At 66.7% G+C, this 8,058-nt stretch carries 10 protein-coding genes; 1 reads left to right on the top strand and 9 read right to left on the bottom strand.

Annotated features, from left to right (window positions below):
- The 6 genes from B4E30_RS01275 to B4E30_RS01250 all read right to left on the bottom strand — a co-directional run.
- Positions 1-554: DDE-type integrase/transposase/recombinase (locus B4E30_RS01275; protein WP_286793163.1), on the bottom strand; the 554-nt coding region annotated here is incomplete at its 3' end.
- Positions 551-859 carry a transposase gene (locus tag B4E30_RS01270; RefSeq protein ID WP_286793162.1) on the bottom strand — a complete coding sequence of 103 codons (309 nt, stop codon included), beginning with the start codon at positions 857-859 and terminating at the stop codon, positions 551-553. The genes B4E30_RS01270 and B4E30_RS01275, both read right to left, overlap by 4 nt.
- 435 nt (positions 860-1,294) lie before the next feature.
- Positions 1,295-2,464 carry a thiolase family protein gene (locus B4E30_RS01265; RefSeq protein WP_286793161.1) on the bottom strand — a complete coding sequence of 390 codons (1,170 nt, stop codon included), beginning with the start codon at positions 2,462-2,464 and terminating at the stop codon, positions 1,295-1,297.
- A gap of 151 nt (positions 2,465-2,615) precedes the next feature.
- Positions 2,616-4,166, bottom strand: a complete 1,551-nt coding sequence (locus tag B4E30_RS01260; protein ID WP_286793160.1) for a CoA-acylating methylmalonate-semialdehyde dehydrogenase — start codon at positions 4,164-4,166, stop codon at positions 2,616-2,618.
- 45 nt (positions 4,167-4,211) lie between these two features.
- On the bottom strand, positions 4,212-4,949 hold the full coding sequence (locus B4E30_RS01255; protein ID WP_286793159.1) for an SDR family NAD(P)-dependent oxidoreductase: 738 nt from the start codon (positions 4,947-4,949) through the stop codon (positions 4,212-4,214).
- Between the two features lie 11 nt (positions 4,950-4,960).
- Positions 4,961-5,875, bottom strand: a complete 915-nt coding sequence (locus tag B4E30_RS01250) for a cyclase family protein (RefSeq protein ID WP_286793158.1) — start codon at positions 5,873-5,875, stop codon at positions 4,961-4,963.
- A 65-nt stretch (positions 5,876-5,940) separates the two neighbouring features.
- Here B4E30_RS01250 and B4E30_RS01245 point away from each other — a divergent pair, with 65 nt between their 5' ends.
- Positions 5,941-6,636, top strand: a complete 696-nt coding sequence (locus B4E30_RS01245; RefSeq protein ID WP_286793157.1) for a GntR family transcriptional regulator — start codon at positions 5,941-5,943, stop codon at positions 6,634-6,636.
- 26 nt (positions 6,637-6,662) lie between these two features.
- On the opposite strand, the gene B4E30_RS01240 is transcribed toward B4E30_RS01245, so the two are convergent.
- The 3 genes from B4E30_RS01240 to B4E30_RS01230 are packed head-to-tail and all read right to left on the bottom strand — an operon-like array spanning position 6,663 to position 8,058.
- Positions 6,663-7,148: a MaoC/PaaZ C-terminal domain-containing protein gene (locus tag B4E30_RS01240; protein ID WP_286793156.1), complete on the bottom strand. Its 486-nt coding sequence runs from the start codon at positions 7,146-7,148 to the stop codon at positions 6,663-6,665.
- 26 nt (positions 7,149-7,174) lie between these two features.
- Positions 7,175-7,612 (bottom strand): hypothetical protein, encoded by a 438-nt coding sequence (locus B4E30_RS01235; RefSeq protein WP_286793155.1) that lies wholly within the window; start codon positions 7,610-7,612, stop codon positions 7,175-7,177.
- On the bottom strand, positions 7,609-8,058 hold the full coding sequence (locus tag B4E30_RS01230; protein ID WP_286793154.1) for a MaoC family dehydratase: 450 nt from the start codon (positions 8,056-8,058) through the stop codon (positions 7,609-7,611). Before B4E30_RS01230 ends, B4E30_RS01235 begins: the two co-directional genes overlap by 4 nt.

Here is an 8,058-nt window from a genome sequence, read left to right as displayed (position 1 = left end):
ACCACGCAGCCGGCGATATCGCCGCGGATCGCGACGGCGTTGTTCAACGCGTTGACGGCCAGGCTCGACTTCATCCGGGAGTCGATCGAGTACCCGACGATCTTGTTCGCGAACACGTTCTTGATCGCGCAGAGATACAGCTTCCCCTCCGCGGTGCGATGCTCAGTGATGTCGGTCAGCCACAGCTGGTTCGGTCCGGTCGCGGTGAAGTCCCGGCCGACGAGATCGTCATGGACGGGCGGACCAGCCTTCTTCCCGCTGCCACGGCCCCGCTTCTTCCCGAACGCACTCCACCAGCCGTTCTGCGATACGATCTTCCACGCCGTCCGGTCCGACATGCCCTCGCCGACCTGACGGGCCTCGTCGGCGAGCAACCGGTGCCCGAACTCGGGGTCGTCGCGGTGCGCGTCGAACAGTGCGTTTGCGCGGTACGCCCGCACCACCTCGCTGGCGGTGACGGGGTCCCTCAGCCACCGGTAGTACGGCTGGCGGGAGAGCTTGAGCACCCGGCACGTCACCGCGACGGGGATACCGTCGGCGGCGAGCTCGGTCACGAGCGGGTAGAGCCTTTTCCCGGCAGATGCGCCTGCGACAGATACGCCGCCGCACGACGCAGCACCTCGTTCTCCTGCTCGAGAAGCCGGATCCGCTTGCGCGCCTCCCGCAGCTTCGCGGACTCAGTCCGCGTCTCCCCGGGCTTGGCGCCCTCGTCGATGCCGGCGCGACGCAACCACTTCTGCAGCGTCATCGGGTGAACACCGAAGTCTTTCGCGATCTGCTCGATCGTCACTCCGGGCTCGCGGTTCCTCGCGACGCGGACCACATCGTCACGGAACTCGCTCGGGTAGGGCTTGGGCACAGCAACATCCTTCCAGGCCCACCCCAAGGGCAAGCCAGATCAGATGTCACCTACTCGTGCAGCAGTCCCCCCCACTCGCGCGCGCTTTCCCAGATTCTTCCCAAATGGCCGATTCCGCCGATGGGGTGATGCCCTCGATCCCAGTGTTTTCAAGGGATCGGAGCCGAAATTTCGTGGCGGAGACGGAGGGATTTGAACCCCGCCTGCATGAGAACACTCTTGCATGTTCGAGAAGAGTCATGTTGATTTGCCGGGATTCGCAACGGCGTTCGTGGGCGTTGACGAATGCTCGGAGCGACTGAACGGGACGCGATTCAGACGCACGTTACGCGCCGCAGTCTATCGGCCACTATGCGCATGCGCTTCTCACATTGACACCGGGTACGTCGCTTCACCTGTCCATCAGTGGCGCCGAGAGTTAGTGGCCTCGAAGGCTCATCGTTCGAGGACGACGGCGAGCCCTTGGCCGACACCTATGCAGATTGCGACGACCGCTACTCCACCACCGCGGCGCCTCAGTTCGTGCGCTGCATGACCGACGATTCGCCCACCGGACGCACCCAGCGGATGGCCGATAGCCAGCGCCCCGCCATGAATATTGACCTTCTCGGCGTCCAGTTCGGGCCATCCCGCGATGCATGCGAGCGCCTGCGAAGCGAACGCCTCGTTCAGTTCGACGACATCGACATCCGCCCATCTTTTCCCGGCGCGCGAGAGCGCTTTGTTGGCTGCCTCAATCGGCGCGATCGGAAAGTTGTCCGGCTCCACCGCGTGCGACGCGCGCCCTGCGATCCGTGCGAGTGGTTCACCGCGCAACGCACCTTCAGCGCCTAGGAGCACCGCGGAGGCGCCATCGTTGATCGGTGATGAGTTTCCGGCTGTGACAGTACCGTGGGCCGCGAACAAGGCCCTCAGCGACGCAAGTGTATCGATGGTGCTATCGTCACGAATTCCCTCGTCCCTCGCCAATTCAGCGCCGGGCACCTGCACAACCTCGTCATCGTAGATGCCCTCCAACCATGCCTTCGCCGCCAGCCGGTGCGAGCGCACGGCAAACTCATCCTGCGCTTCACGGGACACCCTCCATTCCGCGGCGATTTTCTCGGCCGACTCGCCGTTGCTGATAGTCCAGTGCTTCGGCATAGCGGGGTTGGTCATTCGCCAACCGATCGATGTGTTCCACATTGTCGGATTGCCGGCCGCAGGCCATGCCCGCGCCGACTTCTCCACGACGAAGGGCGCACGACTCATCGATTCCACCCCTCCGGCGAGGATGACTTTCGCGTCGCCGGTCTCGATCGCTCGCGACCCCTGTATCACTGCTTCGACCGACGATGCGCACAAACGGTTCACTGTCGTACCGGCCACGGTCGTAGGAAAACCGGCGAGGAGCGCGGACATTCGAGCTACGTTGCGGTTGTCCTCACCCGCCTGATTTGCGTCGCCGAGGATCACGTCGTCGATAAGTGTGGCATCGGTCCCGGAGCGCTCCACGAGCGAACGCATGACCACCGCCGCCATGTCGTCGGGGCGGATGCCGGATAGAGCACCGCCAGCGCGCCCAAATGGTGTGCGAACAGCGTCGTATACGAAGCTTGCGGTCATCGTGGTTCCTCCAGTTCCACCCCAGCAGGGAACGCACGAGACGCGCTCCAGCCGTCATGTAGGGCGCGTATCTCCATGGCTATCCTTTGGCAGCCCTCGATGCGTCCACGATTGCCTGTCCTTGAAACGCACTCAATCCCTGAGCTAGACATCAACTGTTCTGAGGAAAGCCGAGGTTGATGCCGCCGTGACTGGCGGGATCGAGCCATCGGGAGGTGACGGCCTTCTCCCTCGTGAAGAAGTCGAATCCGTGCACGCCGTACGCCTTGGCATCGCCGAAGAGCGACTTTTTCCAGCCGCCGAACGAGTGATAGGCCACCGGCACCGGGATCGGGACGTTGATCCCGATCATCCCGACCTGGACCTCGGACTGGAACCGGCGCGCTGCGCCCCCGTCGTTGGTGAAGATCGCCGTACCGTTGCCGAACTCTCCAGAGTTGATCAGAGCAACCCCTTCCTCGTAGGACGCGACGCGCACGATCGAGAGCACCGGCCCGAAGATCTCCTCGGCGTAGGCGCGCGAGGTGGTCGGGACGTCGTCGAGGAGCGTGGGGCCGAAGAAGAACCCGCCCTCGTGACCATCCACGCGCACCCCGCGACCGTCGACCACGACCGTCGCGCCGTCGGCTTCGGCGATGTCGACGTATCCAGAGACCTTATCGCGGTGCGCGTCGCTGATCAGCGGACCCATGTCAGGCTCGCCGAGGGCGTCACCGGCACCGTTGCCGATCCGCAGGCCCGCGATCCGCTCCGCGATCTTCGCCACGAGCTCATCCGCGACCGGCTCCACGGCCAGTACGACGCTGATCGCCATGCATCGCTCGCCGGCCGCGCCGTAGCCGGCGTTGACGGCCTGGTCGGCCACTAGATCCAGATCCGCGTCCGGGAGGACGAGCATGTGGTTCTTCGCTCCACCCAGCGCCTGCACGCGCTTCCCGTGACGCGACGCGGTCTCGTAGATGTACTGCGCGATGGGCGTGGACCCCACGAAGCTGAGCGATTGCACCACCGGGCTCTCCAGCAGCCCGTCAACCGCGAGCTTGTCGCCCTGCAGCACCGTGAAGGCGCCGTCGGGAAGGCCCGCCTCCTTCCACAGCGCCGCCATCCACAGCGCCGCGGACGGATCCTTCTCGCTGGGCTTGAGCACCACCGCGTTGCCGGCCGCGATCGCGATGGGGAAGAACCACATCGGAACCATCGCCGGGAAATTGAACGGAGAAACGATGCCCACGACCCCGAGCGGCTGCTTCAGGGAGTACACGTCGATGCCCGAGGACACGTTCTCGCTGAACGCACCCTTTACCAGGTGGGGAAACCCGCAGGCGAGCTCGACCACCTCCTGCCCGCGAAGGATCTCCCCCATCGCATCAGAGACGACCTTGCCGTGCTCGGCGGTGATGATCGCCGCCAACTCGCCCTTGCGGGCGTTCAGCAGCTCGCGGAACGCGAACAGCACCCCCTGCCGCTTCGCCATCGACAGCGCGCTCCACGCCGCGAACCCCGCCTCGGCCGATGCGATCGCCTTCGCGATCACCGGCTCGTCGGCGAGTTTCACCCGCCCGGACACCGCCCCCGTCGCGGGGTTGTACACCGGCGCAGTTCGGCCGCCGGCGGACACCTGCACCGCTCCGTCGATCCAGTGCCCCAGCACGGGCACATCCCCGCCCGACTCCTCGGATCCCGCACTCTCGACAATGCTCATCAGAACTCCTTCGGTTCGCTTCGTTTCGTTCGACTCGCTGATCGCTCAGCGAAGGACAGAAACCCCGCCGTCGATGCGGAGGACCTCACCGGTGATCCACTCGGCCCCGTTCCCACAGAGAAAGGCCACAGCCTGCGCGACCTCGTCGGCGCGCCCCTGCCTGCCGAGTGGGATGCGGGCGAGGAGCGCCCGCATGTACTCCGGGTCCTCGCGCAGGCCGGCGTTCATCGGCGTCTCGACGGGACCGGGCATCACAGCGTTCACCCGGATCCGGTGGGGCGCGAGCGACACCGCCGCGCCTCGCGTGAGAGATACGATGGCCCCCTTGGTCGCGGCGTAGCCGGAGCTCGTCGGCCCCACGTGCTCGGCCGCCACGGACGCGAAGTTGACGATCGCCCCGGGGGTCCCAGCAGCGATCATGGCGCGCGCCACCGCCTGGCTCGGGACCAGGACGCCGAGGACGTTCACCCTCCAGAGGAGGTCGAACTCCGGCAGAGGCATGTCGACGAACGGACTCCTCCGGACGATGCCCGCAGCGTTGACGAGCGCATGGACGGCACCGACTTCGTCGACGACGCGAGCGATTGCCTCGTCGACGGAGGGGGCGTCGGCCACGTCGACGGGCATGCCGGTCCCGCCGAGCGTCGACATCCGCCCCTCCACGCCCGGGTCGAGGTCAAAGCCGTACACCCGCGCGCCGGCTCGGGCGAGGTGGTCGGCCACGGCGGCGCCGATGCCTCCGGCGGCACCCGTGACCACGACGGTGCGATCGGTGAAATCCATGGAGTACGTCCTCACAGCACGATCAATGGGTTGATGTTCCCCCCGGTCGCACCGGCGACCGGCAGCGGGGCGGCGCAGAAGAGCGCGGCGTGACCGTTCTGCGCGAGCGCGGCGCGGGCATGGGAGAAGTCGCAATTGTCGACCAGCACGAGCCCGATGGCCCAATTGAGCAGGTGCACCGCGGCCGGGGGCTCGGCGGGATGCTTGGCATCCAGCAGATCCCATGCCACCGCGGCGATGGGCTGCTCAACCAGCCACCGCGCCCCGGACTCGCCAACGCCGGGCCTGATGTCGGCGCGCAGTGCGCCACCGGCGGCGACGTAGCGGTCACGACCGAGGTCGATCATCACGACGTCGCCGGGCTCGATCGTCCGGCCGGTCGCCGCCACCGCCGCCTCGAGGTCGGCGGCGGTCACCGGCGCCTCGGGGGGCACGAACGGCACGCCTCTCAGCGCTGCGATGTCGAGATGCACCGCGCGGGTAACGACCCCCTCGGGGGCGAACTCGGCGAGGCCGGGGCCTGCGGGGTCGTCCACGCTGCCCCCGCCATACCAGCGGCCGTCGACGGCGGTGTGGTTGAGCGCGTCGATGTGGGTGTTGTCGATGCCGTGAGGGTCGAAGCGCACGTGATCCGTGCCCGAACCGATCGCCGGATCGGTGAAGACTCCGGTCGGTTCCTGGCGGTAGAAGGTCTGCAGCTCGAACACCGGCAGGCCGTCGCGGCGGAGGTTCGCGCCGTCGGTCAGCGGCAGCGCGAGCGACACGACGGCACCGCGGCGCACCTCAGCCGCGCCCCGCCTCCGCGCACCCTCGTCGACGCGAGCGAGCGTTCCGAGGCGGTGCGTCCCCTCGGCCGCACTCGCTGCGGCGAGTCGCCGTATCCAGTCCATGTATTTCCCGGATGCCTCGGGAGCGTGCGATAACATCAGGCGACCATTTCGTTATCAAGTATCAGCCGATGACGAGACCGGCAAAAGAAAGAGACACGAGCATGAGTACCGAGGAGATCGGCCCGGCGGCCCGCGGCAACCTCAAGCAGGAGGTGGCTCAGCACGTGCGCGACCTGATCCTCTCGGGCGACCTGCGACGAGGCGAGCGGATCGATCAGGACCGCATCGCCGAGAACCTCGGCGTCTCCCGCCTCCCAGTGCGCGAGGCGCTGATCACCCTCGAGTCCGAAGGGCTGGTCGAAGGCATCGCCCGCCGCGGCATGTACGTCGCGCAACTCGAGCGCGACGACATCCGCGACCACTACGAGATGTACGGCATGCTTTCCGGCATCGCGGCGGGACGCCTCGCCCGACATGGCGACGTCGACATCCTCAACCAGCTCGAAACGGTCCAACGCGAGATGCGAGCGACCGAGGACCCCCACGAGCACGATCGGCTGAACTTCGCCTTCCACCAGCTCATTAATCGCGCCGGAGCATCCCGGCGGCTCCGTTCGGTGCTGCGGGTGCTGTCGCGGAACATGCCGAGTGCGTTCTTCGCCCAGCCCGTGGAGTGGGAGTGGAAGGAACGAGCCATCGCCGAGCACGACGAGATCATCGCGGCGCTGCGCGCAGGCGACGCGGCGTCGGCCTCCGCGGCCCTGACGAGCCACTTCGCCCACACGGGGGAGCAGGCGGTGCGCGTGCTGGAGCGGCAGGACTTCTGGTCTGACGAGCCCGACCCCTCCGCGGCGTGAGAAGGTTCGGCGCTTCCGCATGAGCATCAGGCCAGGGACTCCTCGGGCTGGGGGGCACCGAGGGCGGCCGAGCGGCACAGCACCATCACCGTGATGATGCCACACTGCACCACCTCGCCGCGCTGATTGATCAGTTCCAGGCGTCGGCGCACGATGCCGCGGTCGCCGCGGCTGACGAGCCGCGTGGACTCGATGACCAACCGCAGATGCAGGGTGTCGCCGATGAAAATCGGACGCTGGAACTTCCAGTCCTCAATCTCGAGCATGGCCGCCATCGACTCACGGAACAGCCCGAGCCTGTCGAGCAGCCCGGTCGCGATGGAGACGCCGAGCATGCCGTACGCGACGCGCTGTCCGTACATCGACTTCTTCGCCGCCTCGGCATCAAGATGGATCTGATTAAAGTCGCCGCTGACTCCGGCGAAATTGACGACGTCGGTCTCGGTGATCGTCCTGCCCGTGCTGACGAATGCGTCGCCGGGGTTGATGTCCTCAAAAAAGAGTGCGTGCATGGGTGTCTCCGCCTTGTGTGTCTTCGTCAGCTTTGGGAAAAGCTCAGGATCGCCGTGTCCCACGCCTCGGTCACGAGATCGCCCGTTTCGGCGACGCTGACCCGGATCTCCATCCGCATGTGGGTGCGGCCCCGGCGCTCCTCTTTGCCGACGACCTCGCCCCTCACCTCCAGCTCCGCGCCGACCGGGATCAACCGGTGATGCCGGGTGTGGAACCGGTAGTGGATGCGGGCGTCCGGGCCCGCGCCCTCAGGGCAGTTCTTCTTGTAGAGACGGATCTTGTCGATGTGGGTGAGAGTCGGGGGTGCGTATTGCACGCCCGTCGCCGCGTCCGAGTGGAACTCCTCCGCGAACTCGTCCATACCGTGGCAGTACTCGCGCACGATGAACGGCGTCATGACGTAGCGGACGGGCTCCAGCACGTCGCCCACTTCCAGATCACTCACGAATCTTCCGGTGCTCATGCCGCCGACCTCCGTACGCTCGCGCGACCGACCGTGCAGGTGCGGCCCTCCGACGTCTCGCACCACACCTCCAGCTCGACCATGCCGCCCTCGTCGCCGACGACCTTGGCGAAGGCGTCGATGATCTCGTCCTCGTAGACCGGGCGGATGAACTTCGTGTCGAGCTCGCCGCCGGCGAGGTAGTCCACTCCGAAGTGTCGATAGAGGAGACTGGAGAGATAGTTTGTCGAGAGCATGCCGTCGGCGATGATGCCGGGCAGCCCCTGGGCGAGGGCGAAGTCGTCGTCGGAGTGAATCGTCGGCTCGGCTACGACGAAGTTCCCGTCGCGTTCCGCCGCGGTCTCCAACGCGTCGCAGTACCAGCGCATCCGCTCGCGTGTCATACGGCGCGGTCCGAGGGACACGACATCCCCCACGCGCAACTCCGTCGTCGTGGCCTCGGTCAT

Source organism: Microbacterium sp. UBA3394, assembly GCF_002358725.1.
Taxonomy (GTDB): Bacteria; Actinomycetota; Actinomycetes; order Actinomycetales; family Microbacteriaceae; genus Microbacterium; species Microbacterium luteum.
Note: the sequence above shows the minus strand (reverse complement) of the source record. Positions and strands in the feature narration are given on the sequence as shown.